Raw genomic sequence first — 24,889 nt, 5'->3', positions numbered from 1 at the left:
TCGTGAGATGCGATCATTCTACGAAGCGGCAGAATGAAGCCATTGGCTATAAAGGGCATCTGGCCCGTCATATCAGTAATATCCGGAGGCATTGAACCCTAGTGCATGTACTTGTTGTTCACGATTACGGCCCTTTGGGGAAAGTTCTGCTTGAGCGGCTCAGGGAAACCTCTCTGCATGTCAGTCCTTTGCTCGTCAGTGATCCTGCGGGAGCTAACCTCAGTGCTCTGGAACGCTGGATTCCGGAAGACACCGATCTTATTGTCAATGCGCTCTGGCTGGCAGATCCGGAAGCTGCAGAGTGCGACCCCGAAGGTACCCATAAAGCAGCATTTTCACTTCCGGTGGCTATTGCGGAGTTTGCCCGCGACAAAGGCATGGCGTTGTTCCAGTTATCATCGTGTTATGTTTTTGATGGTCGTAAACAAAGTGGCTATATCGCCTCCAATCCTGGTCAGCCGGTGAATGAGTTGGGCAGCTGGCAGTGGGAGTGTGAGCAAGCCTTGCGCACACTTTTACCCCGGCACATCATTTTGCGCACCGGCTGGAGTCTGGGTCGGTTTATTCGCAAGGTTCAAGCCAGCACTGCGGCAAATGAGACTCTGACATTGCCAGGACGCTGTGTTGGGCAGCCCGTATCACTGAAAGACCTTGCCAGAGTAATGACCGCTGTTATCCAGCAACTAGATTGCGGTGCAGAGGTGTGGGGGACATACCAGTATGCTGGCGCCGAAGAAATCAGCCTGTATGAGCTGGGACTTGCCATTGCTGGCTTGCCGGGTATTCCGGAAGATATTCACGTTGTGGATGAGATGCCACCATGGGGTGCTCTTGAGCCGCCTAATACAACGCTGATCTGTACCAAAATCCGCAATACATTTGGAATCAAGCAACAACCCTGGCGTTCCGGGTTGGCTAATGAGTTAGCGATGTTGAAGGAAGGTAGGGTGCGGGTGGAAGCCGGCACGCCGACGAAATAGCGGCAGCCGGTTTTGGTAAAAAGCCGTTTACTGCTGGCAATTTTGGCGGGAAAACTCCCGGGTGACCAGTTGCAGAGCTTCAACATCCAGTAATTCTACCTCGCGGCCTCGCGCGCGGATAATGCCCTGGTTCTGGAAGCGAGTGAATACGCGGCTGACTGTTTCAACGGCTAGTCCAAGAAAGTTGGCGATATCATTTCGTGCCATCGGCAGGCTGAAATTGGTGGGTGACATGCGCCTGCGCTGGAAGCGGCTGGACAGCGAAAGAAGCAGTGCAGCAATACGCTCTTCCGCAGTGTTCTTGCTAAGCAGCATGGCCAGTTGATGGCTGTTCTGAATCTCCTGGCTCATCAGGCGGTACATGTGGTGCTGTAAATCCGGCAGTTTGCCTGTGAGCTCCTCGAGTTTGTCTATCGGAAACTCGCACACGCTGGTACGCTCCAGCGCTTTGGCAGTGCACGCATAGGATTCACCGCTCATGCTGTCCAGGCCTACAAGCTCTCCCGGCATGAAGAAGCCTGTAACCTGCTCCTCACCACCTTCGGTAATAATCGACGTTTTGACTGAGCCACTTTTTACTGCGAAGCAGGAGCGAGAAGGCGTGCTTTGATCGAAAATATGCTCGCCACGATTGTACATGCGCCCCTGCTGCACTATGTCCTCCAGGCTGTCCAGATCGTTGTCCTGAATGGCCAGAGGCAGGCACAGGTTGCTCAGGCTGCACTCTTGGCAGGATGCCTTGAGAGGCGAGGGTGCTTGGCGAAATCTAATTGCTTGAGCCATTTTTGGTAAACCGTCCAAATTGATGCAAGTCAAACGTTCACTCTAATACGCCGGCACTGGTTTGCCAATGATCAAATCTAAGGATATGCATATTTAGCTTAATGCCGGCGGCCGGAGCGGGTTGCTTTAGCGGTGGCTTTCTTCTCCGCAAGTTTTGCTTCCTTTTCGGCTTCTGCAACTGCAGCTTCTTTCATTTCCCGTTCCACCATTTCCGGTGTCTCCAGAGAGATCCGCCCTAGCGTGCCAGCACGGAATTCATTGAGCAGCACTTCAGAGACTTTGTTCAGGTCCGGGACTCCGCCACGGCCGAGGAAGCGCCGCTTTTTTGCAATACCGTCCATGAGTGCCAGGCCATCTGCCGGCAACTCGTCAAAACCGTATCGGGCTTTCACTAGCTCGGGGTAGGCTTCCCGCAGGTAGTCTGCCTCAAACATCGCAATGTCTTCGAAATCCAGAACGGAGCTGCGTATGGCGCCGGTGATTGCCAGCCGGTATCCGCATTCCTCGGGTGAGAGTTTTGGCCACAGAAACCCCGGAGTATCGTAGAGCAAGATATTATCCGGCAGTTTGATGGTTTGTTGTGCCTTGGTAACCGCTGGCTCATTACCGGTTTTGGCAACCGGACGGCCCGCGAGGGTGTTGATCAGTGTGGATTTGCCGACGTTGGGTATGCCCAGAATCATTACCCGCAAAGCGCTTATCTGGCGATCGTGGTTAGGGGTCATTTCCCCGGCTAGCCGCAGTATGTCCAGCGCTTCGCCCCGTTGATTGTGGGTGAGGGTGATGGTTCTTACGCCCCGCTCTCTTTCAAGCCAGGTTTGCCATTGAGCTGTGATTGCCGGGTCAGCGAGGTCACGCTTGTTAAGGACTCTTAGCAGCGGTGTATCGCCGCGCAAGGCGGGCACCAGAGGGTTTTCGCTGCTGAAGGGGATGCGGGCGTCCAGTACCTCAATGATGAGGTCCATCTGAGGCATGATCTTTTTGATCTCCTTGCGGGCTTTGTGCATGTGCCCTGGAAACCAGTTAATGGCCATCGGTTACGCTCCGTAAGTATGTGAATGGCGCCATTATGAAGGGGAATGACCAAACTTTCACATTTGTTTCAATGCGCTGGTGTGGCGGCTTTTGAGCGGGCCTGGCTCACAACCTGTACAAAAAGAAGGGGTGTTGGGGTGAAAAGCGAGGTCGGGATGCTTTAGGCTGTGAAACCAGTCGATTAACCAAACCAAATTGTTAACGGAGATGTTTATGAAGCTCGCAAAACTGTTCGGTACTGCTCTTGTGGCATTGAGCCTTTCTGCACCTGTACTGGCTCAGCAAGCAGGTGGGCAGCCGGATCAGGTTGACCAGTTGGCCCAGATGGTAGGACTGTCCGAGGATCAGCAAAAAGAAATTCGTGGCATTCTTGAAAAAATGCAGGGCGAGATCGGTTCCTTGCGCGAAGAGGCTCGTGCCCTGCAAGAGCAGATGCAGGCTGAGATCAAGGCAGATTACAATGAAGCTGCTATCCGCGAGCAGGGAGAAAGCTTGGGCGACGTGACCGGTGAGATCGCTACGCTTTCAGCACTCATGCAGGCCAAGGTGGATAGAGTGTTCACTCAAGAGCAGCGTGATGAGCTTGACAAGAAAATGCAGGAAATGCGTCAGCAAATGCAGCAGCGCCAGATGATGCAGCAGGGTCAGTAATACAAGCCTTGCTGCCTTCTTGTCTTTCCCGATAGGTAAGGCAAGAAGGCCGTGTGCATTGCTTGCGTAGTGCTTTCTTTCGGTTAATGCCTTATTCGACGTGTTTGACAGGAATCTGCAGTGCATTTGAGGCTGCAGGCACCTCCGGGACAGCAAGCCCCAGGTTGTTTTTGTCGAACACCCTGTCGGCCCGGTAGCTGGAGCGCACCATGGGGCCTGAGGGTACTTCCATAAACCCTTTCTCCAGGCCTATGTCTCGGTACTGATTAAACTCTTCCGGAGTCACATAGCGCTCTACGGGCAGATGGTTTGGCGTTGGGCGCAGGTACTGGCCCAGAGTGAGGATATCTACGCCAATCTCACGCAGGTCGTCCATGGTGGCCAGGATTTCTTCGTGGGTCTCGCCCAAGCCGAGCATCAGGCTGGTTTTGGTGAGCACGTCTGGCCGGTATTGCTTGGCATGGGCCAGCACACTGAGCGTCTTCTCATAGCCTGCACGAGGGTCGCGCACCCGGCGTGTCAGCCGTTCTACGGTTTCTACGTTCTGCGCAAACACCTCAAGGCCGGAGTCCAGTACCTTCTCTACATCAGTCATTACCGCATCGAAGTCCGGCGTTAACGCCTCTACAGCGACTTCCGGTGTGCGTTTTTTGATGGCCGAAACACAGGCAGCGTAGTGGGCAGCACCTCCATCATCCAGGTCGTCTCGGTCTACAGAGGTCAGTACAATGTAACGCAGGCCCATGAGCTCAACAGACTTGGCAGTGTTTTCCGGCTCGTCTTTGTCCAGCCAGCCGTTGGGGTTGCCGGTGTCTACAGCACAGAAGCGACAGGCGCGAGTGCACACAGACCCCATCACCATGATAGTTGCCGTGCCGGCGGTCCAGCATTCGCCTATGTTGGGGCAGTGGGACTCCTGGCATACAGTGCTAAGCCGGTTTTCAGTGACGTTTTTTCGCACAGCTTCAAAACGTTCCCCACCAGGCATTTTGGCTCTCAGCCAGCTGGGCTTGCGCTCAACTGACATGGGCTCCTGGTTTGCCGAGCGCTTCTGGCCATCTTTGATAGCCGAAAAGCCATGCTCATTACGGAATTTGGAACCACTGGTGACGCGGGGCTTAGCGCTTTCGCTCATTGCAACCGAACTCTTGGTTAAGGCTTGGGTATCCTTAGAGAATAATCCGCTGGCAGGGCAGTTACAAGGCAGGTAAGGGCAATCACGGGGTGTAATGAGGGCATACCGGGCACGACTTTCGTCGTACCCGGTTGGAGGCATTTGGTTGAATCTGATTAAGCCTGGGCTTTTTCCAGTGCCTGGGTAACATCCGCGAGAATGTCATCAATGTGCTCAATGCCGATAGATAAGCGCACCAAGTCTTCGCTTACACCCGCATTTTTGAGCTCTTCGGCGTTTAGCTGGCGGTGAGTAGTGGTGGCCGGGTGGCAAGCCAGTGACTTGGCATCACCAATGTTCACCAGACGGTAGATCAGATCCAACGCATCAATAAACTTTGCACCTGCTTCACGCCCACCTTTGATGCCGAAGCTCACAATGCCGGACGCTTTGCCGCCACAGATCTTGTCGCAGGTGGCTTTATAGGGGCTGTTTTCCAGCGCAGCGTAGTTTACCCATTCAACAGCAGGGTGATTTTGCAAGAAGTTGGCAACCTTCTCAGCGTTCTCGCAGTGGCGCTCCATGCGTAGGCCCAGCGTTTCCAAGCCCTGCATGATCAGGAAGGAGTTAAATGGGGAAAGTGCAGAGCCGGTGTTGCGCAGTGGCACAACGCGGCAGCGGCCGATAAACGCAGCAGCACCCAAGGCTTCGGTGTAAACCACACCGTGATAGGAGGGGTCTGGTTCGTTCATCATCGGGAACTTGGCACCGTTGGCCTTCCAGTCAAACTTGCCAGAATCCACAATAATGCCGGCTACGGTTGTGCCGTGACCACCGATGTACTTGGTGAGGGAGTGCACAACGATATCTGCGCCATGCTCGAAAGGGCGGCAGATATAGGGTGTTGCTACGGTATTATCTACAATCAGCGGAATGCCGTGTTTGTGAGCGATTTCGGCCCAGCGTGCAATATCTACCACGTTGCCAGCAGGGTTGCCGATGGACTCGCAGAACAGTGCGCGGGTCTGGTCATCAATGGCTTTTTCAACTGCATCAAAGTCGTCGTGGGCAACCATACGGCATTCAATGCCCTGGTTCGGCAGTGAGTGTGCAAACAGGTTGTAGGTGCCGCCATACAGCTGGCTGGTGCTTACTATGTTGTTGCCAACCCGGCAGATGGTTTGCAGGGCGTAGGTGATGGCAGACATGCCAGAGGCAACTGCAAGAGAGCCTACGCCGCCTTCAAGAGCAGTCATGCGCTCTTCAAGTACCGAGTTGGTCGGGTTCATGATTCGGGTGTATATATTGCCGGCAACCTTCAGGTTGAACAGATCTGCACCATGCTGGGTGTCGTCGAACGTGTAGGACGTAGTCTGGTAGATCGGTGTGGTTGCGGCTTTTGTGGTCGGATCGCCTTTGAATCCGGCGTGAAGGGCAATCGTCTCGAATTTCATAGTAACTTCCTTGCGAATGGATGGTTGGCGTTGTTGGTTTAGGGCGTCAGTATGCCATATAGATTTGGCGGGGTTTATAACGGTATGCAATCGTGGCATGCCTGAACATAATATGCAGGCCCGACAGGGCGATAAACCATTGAGAGTGAAGGGTATGGCTGATGAATAGTTGGGTTCTGCTGGGGGTGGCTATAGTGGCGGAGGTTGTGGCCACTTCTGCGCTTAGAGCGAGTGAGGGGTTTTCCCGGCTGGCGCCGTCTTTAATCGTTGTTTTCGGCTACGGGTTGGCGTTTTATCTGCTTTCGCTGGCTTTGCGCACGATTCCGGTCGGTATCGCCTACGCGATTTGGGCGGGGCTTGGCATCGTGCTTATTGCGGCTGTGGGCTGGATAGTGTTCGGAGAAAAGCTGGATGCCTGGGGACTGGTTGGTATGGGGCTGATTATCTCTGGTGTGTTTGTGTTGAATGTTCTGTCCCGGACAGGAGTTCACTGACCGGGAGGCGTCTCTGCATCCGTATCGGGGAAAATGGTGTCGTAGCACCAGGTAAAAACAAAGGCATACACCAGATAAAACAGTGCAAAAGAGACGTCAACAAGAAGCGCTTCCAGCAGGCCTATACCCATCCACCAGGCGATAATTGGCAGGAAAGCGATCAATAGGCCTGATTCAAAACAAACCGCATGAATGAGGCGATGCTTCAGGGATTTATGTGTTGAGCCAGTAAACCGCTTGAGTGCGTGGTCAAAGCCTAGGTTGAAGATGTAGTTCCATATGGTGGCAAGCGTTGCCCCGATAAGGCCGAGCACGCCGGTTTTTTCAAGGGAGTAACCGAAGGCAAAGGCTGCGAGGGGAACGGAAATGAGCAGCCCGATGACTTCAAAAGAAACAGCTTGCCGGATTCTGTCGCCAGTGGTTCTCATGATGAATCTCCACAGAAGCTGGGTGCTTATATTGCCCGGAAATAAAAAAAGGCCGCGACGTTAATCGCGGCCTTTTTCGAATACTGGTAGCAAGGGGCGGAGTTGAACCGCCGACCCCAGCATTATGAGTGCTGTGCTCTAACCAACTGAGCTACCTTGCCATCACTTCACCAATGGAAGCGGCGCGTATGTTATGTACGCAGAGGCGAAGTGTCAAGAGCTAACAGGCAAATCCCGATCAATAACTGCTTTTTTGTGGGAGGGGATTGGGTTTTAGGCATTGTAAAACAATGGCCTGAGGGTTTTATGTGTGCAAAACCACATCTGGATATTATCTGTGGGCCGGGATTCAGGTGAATCTGCAAAATAACGTGTATTATTAGGTGATTGTCGGACGACCTCATCTCAGAAGTGGAACCTAACTATGCAACCAAAAGAACTAGTGGCGCAGTTTATTGCTTATATCCAGGCTCAGCGTTTTGATGAGGCTAAGAGCTTGCTGGCTCCTGAGGGGTTTGAATATGTGGGGCCAAACATGCGATTCCTTAATCGTGATGACATGCTTTCCTACCAGTTCGGAATGGCTGCCATCCAGAAGGACTTGATTGTTCGTCAACTCAGTGCTGACGGTGAACACGTGTTTGCAATCCTGGACTACCAAACTCATTTCCAACCGATTGGCGATGTACGGCTTGCGGTCTGGTTCCGTGTTGAAGGTGACAAAATCCACACGGTTGAAGCTTTCTATAATGCGGCCGTGGTTGAGAATATGCTGGGCGGTAACCTGCCTTCAGCAAACCCTTTATAAGGGATTGTCGTGAAGTCGAAGACTTACCGGTTGGATCGCTATATTAGCCGGAATAGCGAATTCTCGATTTCGGATACCCGCCTGTTGGTTGCCCAAAAGCGAATAATTCTGGATGGTTGTTTGGCCAGTTCAGTGCAGCAGCGAGTGACTGAGTTCACCCACGTTGTACTGGATGGCCAATGCCTGAACGACAGCAAACCCGTTTACCTGATGCTGAATAAGCCCAGAGGGGTTGTCAGCGCGACGAAAGACCTTGAGCACTCGACCGTTCTGGACCTTATTGAACACCCTCGGAAGAATGAGTTGCACATTGTTGGGCGTCTCGACCTTAATACGACGGGGTTGGTGCTGTTGACCAACGATGGGGCATGGTCGCGAAAGATAAGTTTGCCTGAAACGAAACTGGAAAAGACCTATGAGGTGTCTCTTTCCAAGCCGCTCAGTGAAGAATATGTGGCTGCGTTTCGGGAAGGTATTTACTTCGCTTATGAAGGCATCACAACGCGACCTGCAAGTTTGAAAATACTGTCAGAGCACACGGCCAGGCTTACGCTGGTTGAAGGCAAGTACCATCAGGTTAAGCGGATGTTTGGTCATTTTCGGAATCAGGTATTGGCGCTTCACCGGGTTTCTGTGGGGAGTATCACCCTTGAAGGCGAAGGGGAACAGCTTGCAGAGGGGAGTAGCAGGCCGTTAACGGAAGAAGAGTTGAGCCGTTTGGGTGTCAGGGCTGCCAAACACCAGTTTGACAGCCCGGCCAGGATTAAACGTTAAAGCGGAAGTGAATGACGTCGCCGTCCTGAACAATGTATTCCTTGCCCTCCAGGCGCCATTTTCCGGCTTCTTTTGCCCCGGCTTCGCCGTTGTATTTCACGAAATCTTCATAGCCGATGATTTCGGCGCGGATAAAGCCTCGCTCAAAGTCTGTATGAATCACTGCAGCGGCTTGTGGGGCCGTAGCGCCGATTCTAACGGTCCAGGCCCGTACTTCCTTCACACCTGCCGTAAAGTAGGTCTGCAGGCCTAACAGGCTGTAGCCGGCACGGATAACCCGGTCAAGACCTGGCTCTTCCATTCCCATCTCACCCAGGAACATACTCTTTTCGTCATCTTCCAGTTCTGAGATTTCTGCTTCAATTTTATTGCAGATTGGTACTACAACGGCGTTTTCTTCTGCCGCGATTGCACGCACTGTATCGAGGTACGGGTTGTTCTCGAAGCCGTCTTCGCTCACGTTGGCGATATACATGGTTGGCTTGATTGTGAGAAGACACAGTTCGCGGATCAGCAGGAGTTCGTCTTTGTTCAACCCCATGCCGCGCACTGGCTTGCCTTCGTTCAGCACGGGCAGCAGGCGTTCGAAAATCTCGATTTGAGCTTTGGCTTCTTTGTCGCCGCCCTTCGCGATCCGCTGAACCCGCTTGATGGCCTTTTCTACGGTGTCCATATCGGCCAGGGCAAGCTCGGTATTGATGATCTCGATGTCTGCCGCCGGATCGATTTTGTTGGCGACGTGAATGACGTTGGGGTCGTCAAAACAACGTACCACGTGTGCAATGGCTTCGGTCTGGCGTATGTTGGCAAGGAACTGGTTGCCCAGGCCTTCACCTTTGGAGGCGCCCTCAACCAGGCCGGCTATGTCCACAAACTCCATGGTTGTGGGTACGGTGCGCTGGGGCTTAACGATCTCCGCCAATTTGTCGAGCCGGGGGTCGGGCATGGCGACGACGCCAGCGTTAGGCTCAATGGTGCAAAACGGGAAGTTTTCCGCGCCAATGCCTGCTTTGGTCAGTGCGTTGAACAGGGTGGATTTGCCGACGTTAGGTAGGCCGACGATGCCGCAGTTAAAACCCATGGAATGCCTCTGCTGGTACTGGAAAGTTTGGCCGGATTATACCGGTGTACGCCAAAGGGTGCGAGTGAGGGAAATCAGGACTGGTAGATTAGCCTGAAGTGGTCTCTGGCAGACTCAGGCGGTAGTTGGTTTGAAGCTGTGTAAGCGGTTCATGGCGGCTGCGAGGTTGCCAGAAACTGCATCGGGTAACACCCGCATGGTTTCATTGAACACCTCGTTCAGGTCTTCCGTTTCACGCTTGCCTAAACGGCCAAGGACGTAACCGGTAACCTTGCGGCTATCGCCAGGGTGGCCGATTCCAATTCGCAGTCTTTGAAATTCGTTGGTGCCCAGATGGGCTATAGTGTCTCTCAAACCGTTGTGGCCACCGTGTCCTCCGCCTTTTTTAAGCTTGGCGGTGCCGGGAGGGAGATCCAGCTCGTCGTGAGCAATCAGTATCTGACCGGGAGAGATTTTGAAAAAGTCTGCGAGTGCTTTTACAGAAAGGCCGCTGCGATTCATGAAAGTAGCGGGATTCAGCAGGTGGAGCTCAAGGCCTTGCCACTGAATGCGGGCATAGTGCCCGTGGTATTTCTTTTCGGGGCGGAGCGACTGACCCGCTTCGCGGGCCAGTGCTTCAACGAAGAGGGCGCCGGCATTATGGCGGGTATTCTCGTAGTCCGGACCGGGGTTACCCAGCCCAACCACCATGACAATATCCTGTGCCATCTGCCAACGCCTCCGGAGTAATTACTCCTTATCTTCGCCTTCTTCGCCTTCTGCTGCTTCGTCTTCGGCATCGTCAGACTTGACGCCTTTCGGCTTGCTGACAGACACAACAGCCTGGTCGTGCTCTGCGCCGTGCTGCAGCGCCGGGATACGAACGCCTTCTGGCAGTTTCAGGTCGCTCATGTGAATAACCTGGTCCATCTCGACATCGGCCATATCGATGGCGATGAATTCAGGCAGGTTTTGCGGCAGACAAGCTACCTCAACTTCGGTCATCAGACGGAAGGCAACGCCACCAAAGGTCTTGATCGCAGGAGCTGTATCTTCGTTCAACAGGTGCAGAGGAACGTGAACAAAAATCTCCTGGTCTTTCTCAACGCGCTGGAAATCGGCGTGAGAGAGCAGCAGCTTGTACGGGTGCCGCTGAAGGTCTTTGATGATGACGCTTTCTTTCTTGCCATTCAGTTCAATGGTCAGAATGTGAGAGAAGAAGGCTTCGTTTTCCAGAGCTTTTTTCAGCTCGTTGTGCCAGATGGAAATCGGAGTAGCTTCTTTGCCAGCACCATAAATGATGGCTGGGATTTTACGCTCTTCGCGACGCAGGCGGCGGCTCGCACCTTTCCCCTTGTCGTCACGAGGAAATGCTTCAATAACAAAGTCCTGAGACATGGTTTTTACCTCAATCGTCATCTGAACTGCCCGCGACCAGGCGTTTGGACAGATGATATTTTCGAAAAGCCGGGTTTTCCGGCTGACTAAAAGAGTCGGGAGCCTTGTGGGGCTCCCGACTCGGTATCTTGATGAAAGCTGTCGGTAACTTGCGTTATATCAGCGTGTTACCGCAAGCAATCTACTCAGGCGTTCTCAAACAGCGCGCTGATCGACTCTTCGTTGCTTACGCGACGAATGGATTCTGCGAGTAGTCCGGCCATGCTGAGGGGGCGGATTTTAGCACAGTTCTTCGCTTTGTCACCCAGCGGGATAGTGTCGCATACAACAACTTCGTCAATTACTGACGCGTTGATGTTTTCGATAGCTGGGCCGGAAAGGACGGGGTGAGTGATATAAGCCACCACACGGGTTGCACCGCGCTCTTTCAATGCGTTTGCAGCTTTGCACAGGGTGCCTGCGGTATCGACAATGTCGTCCACAAGGATGCAGGTCTTGTCTGCAACATCACCGATAATGTGCATTACCTGAGAAACGTTGGCCTTGGGGCGACGCTTGTCAATAATGGCCAGGTCGGCATCATCCAGTAGCTTGGCAATAGCCCGGGCACGCACAACGCCACCTACGTCTGGTGATACCACAACAAAATTCTCGAACCGTTGCTTTTCGATGTCATCGAGCAGAACGGGTGTGGCGTAGATGTTATCTACCGGCACATCGAAGAAGCCCTGAATCTGGTCAGCGTGCAGGTCTACCGTCAATACGCGATCGACGCCGATGCTGGAGATCATGTCTGCAACAACTTTGGCGCTGATGGCAACGCGGCTGGAACGTACCCGGCGATCCTGGCGAGCATACCCGTAATAAGGAATAACTGCCGTGATGCGTGATGCAGAGGCGCGGCGCAGGGCGTCGGCCATCATGATCAGTTCCATCAGGTTGTCATTGGTTGGGTAGCACGTGGGCTGGATAATGAATACGTCGTGACCACGAACGTTTTCGTTGATCTCGACGGTAGTTTCGCCATCGCTGAAGCAGCCTACAGTGGCTTCTCCCATCGGAATGTGGAGTTTTTTAGCGATAGCGTGAGAAAGCTCGGGGTTGGCATTGCCAGTGAAAATCATCAATTTGGACACGACGGCATCCTTCTCGTTTTCGGAGGTTGAGTCAGAAGAAGCGGGAGAAAGGTGGCTGGGGTGGCAGGATTCGAACCTGCGCATGACGGGATCAAAACCCGTTGCCTTACCACTTGGCGACACCCCAGTATCGTGCTTTTTCGGCATCATTCTAGCTCTGTCAGCTTTTGGTGGAGTGGTGATATGTTCACCCCTTTAGCTACGAACCCGGTGATGCCGGAAGGTTTGCTTTCCCAGATGATCCGGGCTGCGGATTCTGTAGGGAAACGTCCAAATATGCAAGCCCCGGTTCCGGTTAATCTTGCAGGTCCGAATTTTGTGAGCCAGTCCATGCTCTGCTTGACTTCAGGATATAGTTTTTTAACCACATCTTCACAGTCATTTCGGTACCTCGAGGCGTCTCCCTCAAAAGCGGGCGCTATTGTCATCTTCGGGGTGTTCCTTGTCAACCCTTGTTCTGAAAATATCTTTCCGGTGTTGATGTCGCAGGCCGGCTTCAGAACCAAAAACCAGTCTTCTGGCGGGAAAGCAGGAGTTAGCTTTTCTCCGACGCCTTCGCCGAAAGCGGCATGGCCGCGAACGAAAACGGGCACGTCTGCGCCGAGGGCAAGACCGATTTCCGCAAGCTCATCGAGGTCCAGTTGCAGTTCCCAGAGACGGTTTAACCCCAACAGAGTGGTAGCTGCGTTAGAACTCCCTCCGCCGAGGCCTCCGCCCATGGGCAGACGTTTGTTAATGCTGATGCTAACGCCTGGTAGCTCGCCTGACGCCTTTGTTGCAAGGGCGCGGGCAGCCCTTATGATCAGGTTGTCTTCGTCCGGAACGCCGGGGATCGGATTCTCAAGGCGGATTCCTGGCTGCCCAGATGTCAGGCGGAGGGTAATGTCGTCGCCGTAGTCGAGGAATTGAAACAGTGTTTCAAGCTCGTGATAGCCATCCTCGCGCCGGCCGACAATGTGCAGAAAGAGGTTCAGTTTGGCTGGGGATGGAAGGGTGATTGATCTGGTCACGGGTTCAGGTCCTGCCAGTCGCTGACAACAAGCCGCACGCGTTTGCTGTCTTTCAGTGCTGTGATTCTGGCGGGTAGGGCGGGTGTGTCGTCTTGCAGTTCGTGCCAGCGATCGTAGCGTATTTCCCAGCCGTCCTGGCGAATTATGGCCAACTCACCACGGGCATCGAACAGTAGGCGGAAATCACCTGCTGGCGCTGGCAGGCCGCGTATCCACCAAGCCAGGCTTTCAAGTGGCAGTTGCCATCCCGTGGCTGCCTCCAGTAGCGAATCCGGATCTCCGGAGCGGTAGGTTTCTCCGTTGGAGAGGGTGAGCTCGATAAAACCCGGAACGCCCTTAAGCTGTGTGCTGCCCATTCCCAGGAACGAGGACGACAGGGCCAGGTCGTATGCCTCGCCTTCCTGGATCCAGTGGTTAATGATAGCTGTGCCACTGTCTGTTGGTTGGCGCACTGCCAGTTTGCCTGATAGTTGCCAGTGATCAAACTGCACCAGTTTCGCTGAGCGGTCTTGCCAGTCGGGTGGAGGCTGGTCTGTCATCCCCTCCGGTAGTGGCTCCAGCTGGATGGTGCTACAGGCGCTTAGGCCCGCCATAAACAGTATGGCTACCCATGAGCGAAATGCCTGACGCATTACTGCTCACCAGTGTTGGTCAGCCGATCGATGGTTTCCCTCAGCACATCGTGCTGCATGTCCTGCTCAAGCGCTTCTTTCCATATTATTTGTGCCTGCTCTTCAGCACCACTCATCCACAATGCTTCGCCGTAGTGGGCAGCAACTTCCGGGTCAGGAAATGCTTCCCAGGCGCGGGATAGATATTCGAGTGCGGGCTCAATCTGGCCTTCCTGAAACAGAACCCAACCCATGCTGTCGAGAATGGCCGGGTTTTCCGGGTCCAGTTCCAGGGCTTGTTCAATGTAGCCACGGGCTTCGCTGAGGCGGTCAGTGCGGGTGGCCAGAATGTAGCCAAGCGCATTAAGCGCGACTGCGTTTTTGGGGTCGTTTTCAATAATCAGCTTGAGATCGCCTTCTGCCTTTTCGGGCTGGCTCAGGGCATCGAAAAGCATGGCTCGGGCGTAGCGAATCTGGAGGTTTTCCGGGTAGTCTTCAAGTGCGCTGGTGGCGGCCTCTATCGCTTCTTCTTGAAGTTTTTGGTCAAGCAGCAGGTTGACCTCAAGTAGCCAGAAATTTTCAGCTTGTGCCGGGTTGGCGCTGCGCATGGAGCGGATGTCTTCCAGTGCTTCGTTTAGCCTGCCCTCCGCGGTTAACAGGGCACTGGCGCGCGCAATGGCTGGGAAGTAGTAGTTGCCTTCATCCACGCTTTGGTAATAGCCGATAGCCTGTTCCGTATTCCCTGCTTCGTCCTCTATTCTGCCCAGATAGTAGTTGGCTTCGCTGGTGTGGTGCCCCTGATCGGCTAGCAGGTTCAACTCTTCTTGCGCCAGCTCCAGTTGACCGTTTTCCAGTGCGACAAGTGCGTGCGACAAGCGCAGGCCAGGGTTGTCCGGATAGCGTGTTACCAATCGGTTGAACTCGTCCTGGGCGGCTTGCAGCTCCCCTTCACTGATCAGCATGCGCCCATACAAGGTGCCCATTTGACGGCTGGCCGGGAAGCGGCGAGTGTTAACCATAAGGTGTTCAAGCGCTTCTGTTTCTCTGTCGCTCTGGTACAGAAGGTCGCCCTTGAGGATGATGGCCGGTAGAAAGTTGGGCTCTTCCTTTAGCAGGGGTTCGAGGCGACTAAGGGCTGCCTGCGGGTTGCCGACAATTTTCAGCAGCAGGGCGATGCTGTACTCCAGCTCAGGCGTGCCGGGATGACGGTTTGCCAGTTCATTGTAGAGAGCAATCAGCTCTTGCTGTTGCTCCGGTGGCAGGTTACCAGCCATGGCTGCAAGGCTGTCGAAGTCTGCATCTTCGCCCTGGTTCAGGATTTGTTCCATGTAACCCAGTGCGGATTCGAGCTCATTCCGTTTAACCGCCTGAATGGCAGAGACTCGAAGTGCTTGCAGATTGTTTGGGTCTATCTCGAGCCAGAGTTCTGCGAGCTGCTTCTGCGCGTTGTCGCCATTGAGCGACTGCGCAATGCGCATGGCACGCTCAATCACATTGGCGTCTCTGGACTGTTTGGCTGCCCGGAGGTAGTTGACCAAAGTAACGTCGTACCGACCCCGCTGCGCTGCGATTTCAGCTGAAAGCAGTAAATACAGTGTTTCCGGCTCAAAGTCTGCGTACTCTACAGGCGGCTCGCTACTGGCCTTTCTGGAATCTTCCTGCGTGGGAGTCTTTTCATCAGCAACGGATGAGTGGCCGGAACCGGTTATGCTGGCGCAACCTGCCAGTGAGAGGCCAAGCAGGCAGGTAACCAAAAGCGGTGCGGATTTGTACATGCAACTTCCTGTGAATTATTGACTACGCGCCCTGAATAGCCCGGAACACTCTCTTTTTTGAGCTGAGTCGGGACCGGTGTGCGCCGATTCCCTATAATGGCATAAGCTCCTGTTCTTGCCCAACCTGTCCGCACTTCCCGAAGCGTTAGTGGTTATGGGTGGCAGCTGAAGGCTCAGACCGCTAAAATGCATTCACAGTGGTGCTCATGCACACAGTTTATTGGTAGAGGATTGTAGAACCAAGAAATGGCATTGCTAACGCTGGGAATCAATCACCGCACCGCCCCCGTTGAGTTAAGGGAGCGAGTCGCGTTTACGCCTGAGCGTATGTCAGAGGCGTTTGCAGAGTTGCGGGCGGCATCAGGCGCCAGCGAGGCTGCCATTCTTTCTACCTGCAACCGCACCGAGTTATATCTGGCAGGTGACGACGACTGCGCGCCTCTGGTTTTGCGCTGGCTGGCGGGCTTTCACGATCTGGATGCTGCGGAGCTGGAAGAGGTTCTGTATATCCACCGCGACGCGGATGCCGTGCGGCATATGATGCGAGTTGCTGCCGGATTGGATTCCATGGTTCTGGGTGAACCGCAGATTTTTGGCCAATTAAAGGATGCCTATGCGCTGGCCCGGGAACACGGCGGTAGCGGTTCTTTTCTTTCTCGCATGTTTGAGCAAACGTTCACCGTAGCAAAGCGTGTTCGCACACAAACGGCAATTGGCGAAAACCCTGTTTCAGTTGCGTATGCTGCAGTGAGCATGGCGAATCGCATTTTTGCTGACATGTCTAAAAACAAGGCATTGCTGATTGGTGCGGGTCAAACCATCGAGCTGGTTGCACGACACCTTGCAGATGCGGGCGTTAAAAACTTTATTGTGGCTAACCGCACTCTTGAACGGGCTCAGGCGCTGGCAGAGACCAGAGGTGGTCGTGGCATTGTGCTTTCTGAAATTCCTGACTACCTGGCAGACGTAGATATTATTATTTCATCCACTGCCAGCCCTCTGCCGATTCTTGGTAAGGGTGCGGTGGAGCGTTCGTTGAAAAAGCGCAAGCACCGGCCATTCTTTATGGTAGATATTGCCGTACCGAGGGATATCGAGCCGGAAGTGGCATCTTTGGCGGATGTGTATCTCTACACCGTTGATGACCTGCGCCAGGTAATCGAAGAGAACATCCGTACCCGGGAGGGCGCTGCCCGTGAAGCGGAAAACCTTATTGCTGACGGTGTGCAGGAGTTTCTCAGTCAACTCCGGGCACTGGATGCGGTCTCCACACTGAAACAGTTCCGCCAGCGTGCGGAACTGTTGCGAGACATAGAAACGGAAAAGGCCCTGCGCGCCCTGCGTAATGGCGGTGATCCCGAAACAGCATTGCGCAGCCTGGCGCGAGGCCTTACAAACAAACTCCTGCACGAACCTTCGATACAGGTTCGCAAGGCCACCACCGAAGGGCGAACCGAGGTGACTGAATGGCTTAGAGAGCTGCACCAGCTTGATGTGTTGGAAGTAGACGCGACGACCACCTCGGAAAAAATATGAAACCATCCATACAGTCCCGCCTCGAGCAGCTAGTCGAACGCTACGAGGAGGTGAGCGCTTTGCTCAGCGATCCTGCAACCATCGCCAAACAGGACAAATTTCGGGAATTATCGCGGGAGTATTCCGAGATTGAGCCTGTAGTGCAGTGCTTTCAGGCGTGGAGGCGCTCACTGGACGACATAAATGAGGCAAAAGAACTGGCGAAAGACGGCGATGCCGACATGCGGGAGATGGCCGCAGAAGAACTTGAGCTTGCCGAGCAGAAAACCGAAGAGCTGGATCAGGAGCTGCAGCGCCTGATGCTGCCAAAAGATCCAAACGATGGTAAAAACGTGTTTCTGGAAATCCGCGCGGGAACGGGTGGTGATGAAGCAGCCATTTTTGCCGGTGACCTGTTTCGCATGTACAGCCGCTATGCTGAGGGTCGCCGCTGGCAGATTGAAGTGCTGAGCCAGAATGAAGGTGAGCATGGCGGTTACAAGGAAATAATTGCCCGGGTTGCCGGCGACGCTGTTTACGGCGCACTGAAGTTTGAATCGGGTGCGCACCGGGTTCAGCGGGTGCCGGAAACCGAATCCCAGGGCCGTATTCATACCTCTGCCTGTACCGTTGCAGTTATGCCGGAAGCCGATGAGGCGGAAGCCGTTGAGATTAACAAGGGCGACCTGCGCGTGGACACCTTCCGTGCCTCAGGCGCTGGCGGTCAGCACGTAAACAAAACCGACTCGGCCATCCGGATTACGCACTTGCCCAGCGGCATAGTGGTGGAGTGCCAGGAAGAGCGTTCGCAGCATAAAAACCGTGCCAAGGCTATGAGTCTGCTGGCCTCAAGGCTGCAGAACGTCGAAACTGAGCGCCACCAGCAATCCATGGCAGAAACCCGAAAAAGCCTGGTTGGCAGCGGGGATCGTTCCGAGCGTATACGCACCTACAATTTCCCCCAAGGCCGGGTAACTGACCATCGCATCAACCTCACGCTATACAAGCTTGATGATGTGATTGCCGGGGATCTGGATTCCGTGGTTGTGCCTCTACAGCAAGAGCATCAGGCGGAGCTTCTGGCCTCGCTTTCCGATGACTAGTAAGCCTTCACTAACCTGCGAAGCGTTGCTGAGCGATGCAGCGCGCCGCATCGCCGGAGATACGCCCCGGCTTGATGCCGAGTTGCTTCTTGATCACGTAACGGGTGTTGGCCGTTCTGGCTTTCGTGCTTTTCCCGAGCGTGAAATCGAGCCCCGCCTCGCAGCTGAATTCGACGATCTTGTGCGCCAGCGTGTGCAGGGAATGCCAGTGGCCTACCTGTTGGGCCACCAGGAGTTCTGGTCCCTCCCGCTAAGCGTAAGTCAGAGCACTCTTATTCCACGTCCGGATACCGAATGCCTGGTTGAGCAAGCGCTGGAGTTGCCCCTACCGGATGATGCCCGAGTGGTTGATCTTGGTACCGGCACTGGTGCCATAGCTCTGGCGCTGGCCAGTGAGCGGTCGGGCTGGGTTGTCAGCGCCTGCGACCTGATGAAAGACGCTGTGGAATTAGCTCAGGCAAATGCCCGCCATCTGAAGTTGCCGGTAGAGGTTTTCCAGAGCCGATGGTTTGCCGGATTGCCCGCGGGCAGTTTTGATCTGATTGTTTCCAACCCACCTTACATTGCTTCCGACGACCACCATCTGGATGAAGGAGATGTTCGTTTTGAGCCTGCCTCTGCGCTGGTATCCGGAGCGGACGGCCTTGATGATATTCGCCTGATCGTTGCGGAAGCGCCTGCCTGGCTGAATGCCCGGGGTTGGCTGCTTCTGGAACACGGATATGATCAGGCTGAAGCTGTTCAAGGGCTGCTCGCCAGCCGTGGGTTTGCTAAGGTGGAGAGCCGGAAAGACTATGGCGGCAACGACCGCATGACACTGGGGCAATGGCCCCGATATGGAGCACACCATGCTCAGTGATGAAGAACTCCTGCGTTTCAGTCGCCAAATATTGATGCCCCGTTTTGATATTGCGGGTCAGCAGGCACTAAAGTCTGCCCGCGTTGTGATCGTTGGATCGGGCGGCCTTGGTTGCCCGGTTGCGCTTTATTTGGGCTCGGCAGGTGTTGGCCATTTAACGCTGGTAGATGACGATGTTATTGAGTTGCCTAACCTGCAGCGGCAGATAGCGTTTGAAACCGCACAGATTGGCGAGTCCAAAGCAGAGACTCTGGCCGCCCGAGTGCGCAGCATTAATCCGGCCGTGTCTATTTCTGTAGTGAATCGTCGCCTTGATCAGGATGGTTTTAAGCGGGAAGTGGCCGGAGCCAACCTGGCTTTGGACTGCTCGGATAATTTTGCCACGAGGTTTGCTCTTAACCGTGCTTGTGTGGCGGCGGGTGTTCCATTGATCTCAGGGGCGGCGATTCGCGGAGAAGGCCAGGTCAGCGTATATGATAGCCGGAATCCCGAATCTCCTTGTTACCACTGTTTATACCCTGAGCAGGGTAATGAAGATCTGACTTGTTCTGAAGCCGGTGTAATTGCGCCGCTCGTTGGCATGATTGGCTCTGTTCAAGCGATGGAGGCCATTAAAGTGCTTTCAGGTGTGGGTACACCGCTTGTGGGCAGGCTGCTGATTCTGGATGCTTGGGAAATGCAGTGGCGAGAAATGAAGCTTGCAAGGGATCCTGATTGTCCGGTTTGTGGGGCTGAGTAGGCGAGATCGGAATGAGTCGGCGAGCGCCGACAGCCATGTTAACCTTGCTTAATTAGAATAGTATTTGATCAAAAGTGGCCAGGACGCTGCTTTATAAAGGAAAGGAACTCTGATTATGAGCAATCTGATTGTCGCCTGCGTGGGCGATCAGCATGTCTGCCCGATTCCCGGGCACGGCTCCTCCCCCATAATGCCAAACGGCTCAAGCATTCTTGTTGAAGGTAAATCTGTTGCCCGGGTTGGCGACGTTACCGGCTGCGGTGCCGTTATTACCCAAGGCTATCCGCTGGCGCTGGCCGATGGTATGCCCTTAGCGCACCTTGGTAGCTCTACCAGCCATGGCGGCTCGATCGTTAAGGGTAACCCTCGGGTCATTCTCGGCTTTACCACCAACACCGCACCCGTTGTCGATTTCGCGGTAGCCGATGCACTCGATGACAAAGGCCAGCTGACACCAGCCGCAAAAGAACTACTGGACAGCAACCCCCAGGGATTTGTACGAAAAGCGGCCCAGAAAGGCGCGTTGATAGACGAAGGTTTGTCGGACGAATCATCAACTGAACCATCCGAAGAAGATCGTCCTCCCAGGATCCGGGTTGAGGTCGGCATCTTTTTTGACGGCACAGGTAATAACCGCAACAACACCCAGGCCTATCAACAGCAAATGGACGACTGCCTTACTGCAAATGCCGCCGGAGCCATGTCGGAAGAAGCCTGCAGTAGTGAGCTGTCGCAGATTATGGAGGGTAGCTACCTCAATGCCGAAACTAATGTGTCCAAGCTTGAAAACCTGTATCAGCGAACTGGTACCCAAGGTGAGAATGGCGAGACCATAGTCAGGCTGTCGACTTATGTGTCTGGCGTCGGTACTAAAACCGGTGAGCCTGATTACAGCCCGAGTATGGGGCTTGGCTTGGGCGAGCAAGGCATACTCAAAAAAATAGAGGAGGGCTCCAGCGAATTGGCACTAGCGGTTGGTGAACTCGTTCCGGAGTCAATTAACGAACTGGTTCTCGATGTGTTTGGCTTCAGCCGCGGGGCGGCAACGGCCCGGCATTTCGTAAATCGGGAGATATATGACACAACCGGCTCTTTGTACGGAGAGTATAAGGGGAGGCTGGTCAGAGCTTTCGAGCGGGAGGGGCTTCTCTGGCCGAACAAGGTCACCGTTCGTTTTCTTGGCCTGTTCGATACTGTTGCGGCGGTTGCTGATCTGGAAAATCTGGACTTTTCCGCTCACGATGCCGATACGGGACGCATCAACACCAACGTAAAGCCCGAGCATGTCGGGCGAGCCGTGCAATTTGTTGCCCGTGATGAGCGCAGGCACAATTTCTCTCTCAACAGTCTCAGGGACGAATCGGGGAAGTTGCCTGAGCATTTCGGTGAATGGGTGCTTCCGGGGGCGCATTCCGATATTGGGGGCGGATACCCGGATCGCTTTCAAGAGCGTATTGAAGTCCGTCCGCCTCTAGTGGTTGAAGGGAAAGACCGTCGCACCCCTGAAGCCAGCTTTGAGTTCTCACGCATGTTGCACGATCGCGCACTGATTAGTAGTGAGGGCTGGATTGGGGAGCTTAATCGCCTGGCCACTCTGAAGATTGAGCAGAAACGCGCTCGTGGCTTGCCAGGGGGTAATGTTACGCTTCGCCTGTGGTTGGAACGAGAGATTCGTGGCGAATATTCACGCATTCCTCTTTACCTTATGCACACCCTGGCTGTGGAGGCAGGTGTGCCCTTCGAGTCTATCAACCCGCAAGTACAAGGCTTTTCTTTGCCAGAGGAACTAAAGCCTATTGCCAGAAACCTCGCTGCAAACGTCTTGCAAGGCAGCGAATTGCTAATACCTCCGGAATCCAGAGCGCTGCTGAAGCAACGCTATATTCACCATTCCGACCATTACCTGAGGCTGGGGCCGCTGTATCCCTTCCGGCCCACCAAATATGGCCAGCGCGCCGTGCATCCGAACGAGAGTAAGTGAGCTAATGGGAACTGCCATGATGAAAAGCGTTGTACTCACCTTATGTATTTCCGTGTTGATTGGGTGCTCAGAACAAACGGTTCCCGATGGATCTCTGCCCGGTCCGAATTCCACCTATCGGAGTATCGGTGTTGTGGCTCCGAGGCATTACGATGTCTGGGTGGATAAGTTCTTTATAGAATCTTTGTCAGAAGATATAGGTTGGCGCCGGCCTTTTGGAGGTGTTCGTTGTTGCTGGAAAAGCCCCCCACTTTCTCGTGCAGAATGGCAAACAACACCTGAGCTGTTCCTGATACGGTGGTTTTCGTTCGCAGAGCAGCAATACTACGAGGCTATAATAAAGCTTGAAAACGCGGGTGAGATTGAAGAATTGATGAAGGAAGTTGCGCCGTTTGAGCGATACGGAGAGATGGTTGAGCGCCCCCGGGATACACTTGTGCTGGGTTTAGCGCCGGGTGGCACTGTTGTGCTCTGGATTATGAATCGCGGGGAAAACGCTGTCGAGGTTGGGCGATACAAAGCCAAACCTATAACCAACAAGGAGTCGGACTACTCTCTATGGGTAAATGAGTACTTGGAAAGAGAGGGTGAATATCTAAAAGAGCACGGCATCAAGCTGGATGGGTGGTGAGCTCATTTGATCAGGCGCCCTGCCTGTTGGCCACAATGCATCAGATACCAAATCCAAGCTACAGTTTAACTCTCGGTTTTAGCGGGCGTTGACACGCCCGCCGCTGATTTTTCCGGTCTAGTCTTTTAGTGCCTGAAACTTTGCTATTGCCTCCTTCCTGCTTTCCTTCAAATCAACAATTGGCCTCGGGTATCCGCCGGGGATAACTCCACCTTTCGATGGATCGTGGATGCGTTTGTTATCCAGCTTTGCCAGCCCAGGCACCCACTCGCGAATAAACTCCCCCTTCGTATCAAAGCGCTCACTCTGAGTCACCGGGTTGAACACTCGGAAGTAAGGCGCTGCGTCTGTGCCGGTAGAGGCACTCCATTGCCAGCCGCCGTTGTTGGAGGCCAGGAAGCCATCCACCAGTTTGGACATGAAGTAGGCCTCGCCCAACCTCCAGTCGATAAACAGGTTTTTGGTCAGAAACATGGCTGTCACCATGCGCAACCGGTTGTGCATCCAGCCGGTTTGATTGAGCTGGCGCATGGCGGCATCAACGAGAGGAATGCCGGTGTTGCCGGATTTCCATGCCTCGAAGTGCTCACCTGGGTCGTTCCATTCCAGTGCTTCAGTTTCTGGTTTGAATGCGCGGTGCATGCTCACTCGGGGGCAGTGGTACAGCGTATGAATATAAAAATCCCGCCAGGCAATTTCGTTTATCCAGGTCAGGAAGCCTTCCTGATTGCCTCCCATGCCTTGTGCTTGTTTTGCTGCGATCAGGCACTGGCGGCCGGAGAGTACGCCGTTGGCCAGGTAAGGGGAGAGCTGGCTGGTGCCATCAAGGGCAGGGAAGTCTCGTTGGTCTTTATAGGCACCGCCCTGTTCACTCAGGAAGCTCTCCAGTTGAGAGTGCGCGGCGTCTTCGCCTGTTCCTACAAGTGCTGGCGGTGCGTTTTCAAAACCCTCAGGAATGCTTGCGATGCGTTCCGGCTGAATCGCATCGCCCCGTGCTATGGGCGCCGGGTACAGCGTTGGCTGGGTTTCATCAATCCAAGTGCGCCAGCGACGGGAGAAGGGGGTGAATACAGAGTAGGGCTCACCTTGGCCAGTCAGTATTTCACCCACCGGCGCTACGGTCTGGTCTCGATACTTGCAGGTGGCTATGCCCTGCTCATCAAAGCGTTGCTTCACAGCTTTGTCGCGCTTGCGCTCGTTAATGCCATACTCTTCATTGAAGTGAAGCTGGCGCACGCCGTGTTCACAGCAGTGGCTTTCTAACGCAGTAATGCTGTCAGAGAAGCGCTCGGCGTAAATAAAACTGAGTGGTATACCCAGCTTTGCCAGTTCCTCCGCCAGTGCATTTGCGTGTGCAACAACAAACTGTACCCGTGCAGGCGACCAGTCGTGTTCCTGCCATTGAACCGGTGTGAGGATGAAGCAGGCGCGAACGTTTGAATGGCCTTCCGTTTTGCCAGAGTCTTTGCAGGCAGCGGTAAGGGCTGGGTTGTCGGCAATTCGCAGGTCGTTCCTGAACCATACCAGTTGTGTCATGGGTTATTCCGTTTCGGGTTGAAGCGTTTGGAGTAGGGGTAATTACATCGCACTGAGGCAATAAAATCACTTAGTTAGATATTCGCCCGAGGCCCCTGATTGGATTATAGTCGTCACAACTTTCGTGGTCGTATTCGTTGGAGAATTATAGCGTTCATGAGCACACAAACTGACAGTCGGCGCGACGGCGTATGGGCTCAGCCCTACGAGCTGGCCTCTGGCCAAACCCAGCATCACAAGCTTGGGCATGTTCGGGTGTGGGTTACACTTCTGGATAAGGAATGGCAGGTGCGTTCTGAAACACGGGCGCCCGAGACTGACCCGGTGGGCTGGACAGAATCCATAGGCCACCAACTGCCGCAAACAAGCGTATCTCTGCAGCGATTTATCAGGCAAGGAGATTCGTCAGTGGTCACTTTTATACCTGCGGTGGCTAACCTTCCAACCGTCATTCGCCCCTATCATCCGCTAACCATCCCTGGCGGCGCACGCTGTACTATTTACGTGGGAACCGTTGTCTGGATGAAAATATGCGCCGGCGCGAGCCAGACTCTCCTTACTGAAGTACCGCTGGCGGCACCCTCATTTACCTGGGTGGGCAGGAATACGATGGAAGGTGAACTGTGCTATTCGTCGTCAAGTTTTGGTCGGTTGGTGTTGGATGCCTTGCCGAAACGGCCGTGGCGAGCAACTACTCCGGTTACCATCATTAACCGCAGAACAGAGCCTTTGGTATTGGAGCGCTTCAGCTTGCCTACGCCATTGCTGTCATTGCATCTGAATGAGCGAGGCCAGTTATGGACACCCGGTGTGGTAGTGGAAGTGGCAACGGATATGAACTCTGCAAGTCTGCATGTGGATGAAGCTTTGCTCGTGGCGGCCGGGCCGTGCGTGAAAGTGGCTCCAGCCCGGGAGAAACCAGCCAAAGGGCGGCTGGTACGAGCTATTGACCGGGTGTTTGGCTGATGCGCATTCAACGGGGTAACAGCTGTGACTGAAGAGCTGAAAACAGGG

Annotated in this window: 25 protein-coding genes and 2 tRNA genes; 12 read left to right on the top strand and 15 right to left on the bottom strand. The window is 54.2% G+C overall.

What is annotated here, in order from left to right; genetic code table 11:
* Positions 1–101 precede the first annotated feature (101 nt).
* On the top strand, positions 102–980 hold the full coding sequence (locus tag FFI61_RS10445) for an SDR family oxidoreductase (protein ID WP_200370255.1): 879 nt from the start codon (positions 102–104) through the stop codon (positions 978–980).
* Between the two features lie 27 nt (positions 981–1,007).
* Here FFI61_RS10445 and fnr read toward each other — a convergent pair whose 3' ends face one another.
* Positions 1,008–1,763: a fumarate/nitrate reduction transcriptional regulator Fnr gene (fnr, locus tag FFI61_RS10440; RefSeq protein WP_200370247.1), complete on the bottom strand. Its 756-nt coding sequence runs from the start codon at positions 1,761–1,763 to the stop codon at positions 1,008–1,010.
* Positions 1,764–1,861: 98 nt separating this feature from the next.
* A complete protein-coding gene (ylqF, locus tag FFI61_RS10435) occupies positions 1,862–2,797 on the bottom strand; it encodes a ribosome biogenesis GTPase YlqF (protein WP_200202017.1) in 936 nt (311 codons plus the stop codon).
* A 214-nt stretch (positions 2,798–3,011) separates the two neighbouring features.
* Between ylqF and FFI61_RS10430 the strand changes: the two genes are divergently transcribed.
* Positions 3,012–3,449, top strand: coding sequence for a Spy/CpxP family protein refolding chaperone (locus FFI61_RS10430; RefSeq protein WP_200202016.1), 438 nt, complete (start codon positions 3,012–3,014; stop codon positions 3,447–3,449).
* A 91-nt stretch (positions 3,450–3,540) separates the two neighbouring features.
* Here FFI61_RS10430 and lipA read toward each other — a convergent pair whose 3' ends face one another.
* Positions 3,541–4,584 carry a lipoyl synthase gene (gene lipA, locus FFI61_RS10425; protein ID WP_200202015.1) on the bottom strand — a complete coding sequence of 348 codons (1,044 nt, stop codon included), beginning with the start codon at positions 4,582–4,584 and terminating at the stop codon, positions 3,541–3,543.
* A 155-nt stretch (positions 4,585–4,739) separates the two neighbouring features.
* Entirely contained in the window at positions 4,740–6,017 is a 1,278-nt protein-coding gene (locus tag FFI61_RS10420) for an O-acetylhomoserine aminocarboxypropyltransferase/cysteine synthase family protein (RefSeq protein WP_200202014.1), read from the bottom strand.
* A gap of 161 nt (positions 6,018–6,178) precedes the next feature.
* Between FFI61_RS10420 and FFI61_RS10415 the strand changes: the two genes are divergently transcribed.
* The gene (locus tag FFI61_RS10415; RefSeq protein ID WP_200202013.1) at positions 6,179–6,511 is read left to right on the top strand and encodes a DMT family transporter; all 333 of its coding nucleotides are present in this window, start codon (positions 6,179–6,181) and stop codon (positions 6,509–6,511) included.
* Here the strand turns inward: FFI61_RS10415 and FFI61_RS10410 are convergent.
* Positions 6,505–6,939, bottom strand: coding sequence for a PACE efflux transporter (locus tag FFI61_RS10410; protein WP_200202012.1), 435 nt, complete (start codon positions 6,937–6,939; stop codon positions 6,505–6,507). The two genes, FFI61_RS10415 and FFI61_RS10410, sit on opposite strands and share 7 nt — an antisense overlap.
* Positions 6,940–7,023: 84 nt before the next feature.
* Positions 7,024–7,100, bottom strand: a tRNA-Met gene (locus tag FFI61_RS10405).
* A gap of 263 nt (positions 7,101–7,363) precedes the next feature.
* Between FFI61_RS10405 and FFI61_RS10400 the strand changes: the two genes are divergently transcribed.
* Both FFI61_RS10400 and FFI61_RS10395 read left to right on the top strand, forming a co-directional pair.
* The gene (locus tag FFI61_RS10400) at positions 7,364–7,747 is read left to right on the top strand and encodes a nuclear transport factor 2 family protein (RefSeq protein WP_200202011.1); all 384 of its coding nucleotides are present in this window, start codon (positions 7,364–7,366) and stop codon (positions 7,745–7,747) included.
* Between the two features lie 9 nt (positions 7,748–7,756).
* Positions 7,757–8,521, top strand: coding sequence for a pseudouridine synthase (locus FFI61_RS10395; RefSeq protein WP_200370246.1), 765 nt, complete (start codon positions 7,757–7,759; stop codon positions 8,519–8,521).
* Here FFI61_RS10395 and ychF read toward each other — a convergent pair.
* From ychF to FFI61_RS10355, 8 genes are all read right to left on the bottom strand, one after another.
* On the bottom strand, positions 8,511–9,602 hold the full coding sequence (ychF, locus tag FFI61_RS10390; RefSeq protein ID WP_200202009.1) for a redox-regulated ATPase YchF: 1,092 nt from the start codon (positions 9,600–9,602) through the stop codon (positions 8,511–8,513). The two genes, FFI61_RS10395 and ychF, sit on opposite strands and share 11 nt — an antisense overlap.
* 114 nt (positions 9,603–9,716) lie before the next feature.
* Positions 9,717–10,310, bottom strand: coding sequence for an aminoacyl-tRNA hydrolase (gene pth, locus FFI61_RS10385; protein WP_200370243.1), 594 nt, complete (start codon positions 10,308–10,310; stop codon positions 9,717–9,719).
* A 21-nt stretch (positions 10,311–10,331) separates the two neighbouring features.
* Positions 10,332–10,979, bottom strand: coding sequence for a 50S ribosomal protein L25/general stress protein Ctc (locus FFI61_RS10380; RefSeq protein ID WP_200370353.1), 648 nt, complete (start codon positions 10,977–10,979; stop codon positions 10,332–10,334).
* Positions 10,980–11,164: 185 nt separating this feature from the next.
* Positions 11,165–12,115: a ribose-phosphate pyrophosphokinase gene (locus FFI61_RS10375; RefSeq protein WP_200202007.1), complete on the bottom strand. Its 951-nt coding sequence runs from the start codon at positions 12,113–12,115 to the stop codon at positions 11,165–11,167.
* Between the two features lie 52 nt (positions 12,116–12,167).
* Positions 12,168–12,242, bottom strand: a tRNA-Gln gene (locus FFI61_RS10370).
* 19 nt (positions 12,243–12,261) lie between these two features.
* A complete protein-coding gene (gene ispE / locus FFI61_RS10365) occupies positions 12,262–13,125 on the bottom strand; it encodes a 4-(cytidine 5'-diphospho)-2-C-methyl-D-erythritol kinase (RefSeq protein ID WP_200370241.1) in 864 nt (287 codons plus the stop codon).
* On the bottom strand, positions 13,122–13,757 hold the full coding sequence (gene lolB, locus FFI61_RS10360; RefSeq protein WP_200202005.1) for a lipoprotein insertase outer membrane protein LolB: 636 nt from the start codon (positions 13,755–13,757) through the stop codon (positions 13,122–13,124). The genes ispE and lolB overlap by 4 nt, the downstream gene beginning before the upstream one ends.
* The gene (locus FFI61_RS10355; protein ID WP_200370239.1) at positions 13,757–15,511 is read right to left on the bottom strand and encodes a tetratricopeptide repeat protein; all 1,755 of its coding nucleotides are present in this window, start codon (positions 15,509–15,511) and stop codon (positions 13,757–13,759) included. The genes lolB and FFI61_RS10355 overlap by 1 nt, the downstream gene beginning before the upstream one ends.
* Before the next feature lie 246 nt (positions 15,512–15,757).
* On the opposite strand from FFI61_RS10355, the gene hemA reads away from it, so the two are divergent.
* The 6 genes from hemA (at position 15,758) to FFI61_RS10325 (ending at position 22,339) form a co-directional block, all read left to right on the top strand.
* The gene (gene hemA, locus FFI61_RS10350; RefSeq protein ID WP_200202003.1) at positions 15,758–17,047 is read left to right on the top strand and encodes a glutamyl-tRNA reductase; all 1,290 of its coding nucleotides are present in this window, start codon (positions 15,758–15,760) and stop codon (positions 17,045–17,047) included.
* Positions 17,044–18,129: a peptide chain release factor 1 gene (prfA, locus tag FFI61_RS10345; protein ID WP_200202002.1), complete on the top strand. Its 1,086-nt coding sequence runs from the start codon at positions 17,044–17,046 to the stop codon at positions 18,127–18,129. The genes hemA and prfA overlap by 4 nt, the downstream gene beginning before the upstream one ends.
* Positions 18,122–18,988 (top strand): peptide chain release factor N(5)-glutamine methyltransferase, encoded by an 867-nt coding sequence (prmC, locus tag FFI61_RS10340; protein ID WP_200370230.1) that lies wholly within the window; start codon positions 18,122–18,124, stop codon positions 18,986–18,988. Before prfA ends, prmC begins: the two co-directional genes overlap by 8 nt.
* Entirely contained in the window at positions 18,978–19,727 is a 750-nt protein-coding gene (locus FFI61_RS10335) for a molybdopterin-synthase adenylyltransferase MoeB (RefSeq protein ID WP_200370227.1), read from the top strand. The genes prmC and FFI61_RS10335 overlap by 11 nt, the downstream gene beginning before the upstream one ends.
* Before the next feature lie 115 nt (positions 19,728–19,842).
* Positions 19,843–21,708 (top strand): phospholipase effector Tle1 domain-containing protein, encoded by a 1,866-nt coding sequence (locus tag FFI61_RS10330; protein WP_200370225.1) that lies wholly within the window; start codon positions 19,843–19,845, stop codon positions 21,706–21,708.
* A 16-nt stretch (positions 21,709–21,724) separates the two neighbouring features.
* Positions 21,725–22,339: a DUF2931 family protein gene (locus FFI61_RS10325; RefSeq protein WP_200370219.1), complete on the top strand. Its 615-nt coding sequence runs from the start codon at positions 21,725–21,727 to the stop codon at positions 22,337–22,339.
* 117 nt (positions 22,340–22,456) lie between these two features.
* Here the strand turns inward: FFI61_RS10325 and phrB are convergent, their stop codons facing one another.
* Positions 22,457–23,875: a deoxyribodipyrimidine photo-lyase gene (gene phrB, locus FFI61_RS10320; protein WP_200370216.1), complete on the bottom strand. Its 1,419-nt coding sequence runs from the start codon at positions 23,873–23,875 to the stop codon at positions 22,457–22,459.
* 156 nt (positions 23,876–24,031) lie between these two features.
* Between phrB and FFI61_RS10315 the strand changes: the two genes are divergently transcribed.
* Positions 24,032–24,841, top strand: coding sequence for a hypothetical protein (locus FFI61_RS10315; protein ID WP_200370207.1), 810 nt, complete (start codon positions 24,032–24,034; stop codon positions 24,839–24,841).
* The last annotated feature ends 48 nt before the right edge of the window (positions 24,842–24,889 follow it).

The organism is Marinobacter sp. DY40_1A1 (assembly GCF_016597815.1).
GTDB lineage: Bacteria > Pseudomonadota > Gammaproteobacteria > Pseudomonadales > Oleiphilaceae > Marinobacter > Marinobacter xiaoshiensis.
This window is presented reverse-complemented; position numbering and strand designations above follow the sequence as displayed.